This is a genomic window from Pseudomonas brassicacearum (assembly GCF_003732265.1).
GTDB classification, from domain to species: domain Bacteria; phylum Pseudomonadota; class Gammaproteobacteria; order Pseudomonadales; family Pseudomonadaceae; genus Aquipseudomonas; species Aquipseudomonas brassicacearum_D.
In genome coordinates this window covers 602-879 of record NZ_MOBK01000257.1, presented here as the reverse complement: position 1 = coordinate 879, position 278 = coordinate 602, and the positions used below count along the sequence as shown (strand labels likewise).

The 278-nt window shown below is 60.4% G+C and carries 1 pseudogene; it reads right to left on the bottom strand.

Features of this window, described 5'->3' with window-relative positions:
* A pseudogene (locus BK660_RS33345) lies at window positions 1-278 on the bottom strand (phage tail tape measure protein); the annotation flags it as partial.

The following is a 278-nucleotide window of genomic DNA, read 5'->3' as shown; positions in this document are numbered from 1 at the left end:
GGGCCATTTCCGCCCATTTCTGCGATGACGACTCGCGTCGCTCGGCGAGGTTCTTGTCGAGGATCCCGGTCGCGTCACGCGAATCGTTTTTGAGCTGGCTGTACAGCGCCTTGTTCTGCATGTAGGCCGACAGTGCGGCCTTGACCTGCATGTCGGCGAACAGGTCGCCGGTGCGCAGGGATTCTTCCAGCGAGGCCATCATGGCCTTGGCCTTATCCGGATTGGCTTCCTTGCTGATTTTTGACGTCGCTTCGGCCATAGCCGCCGCACGCTTTGGA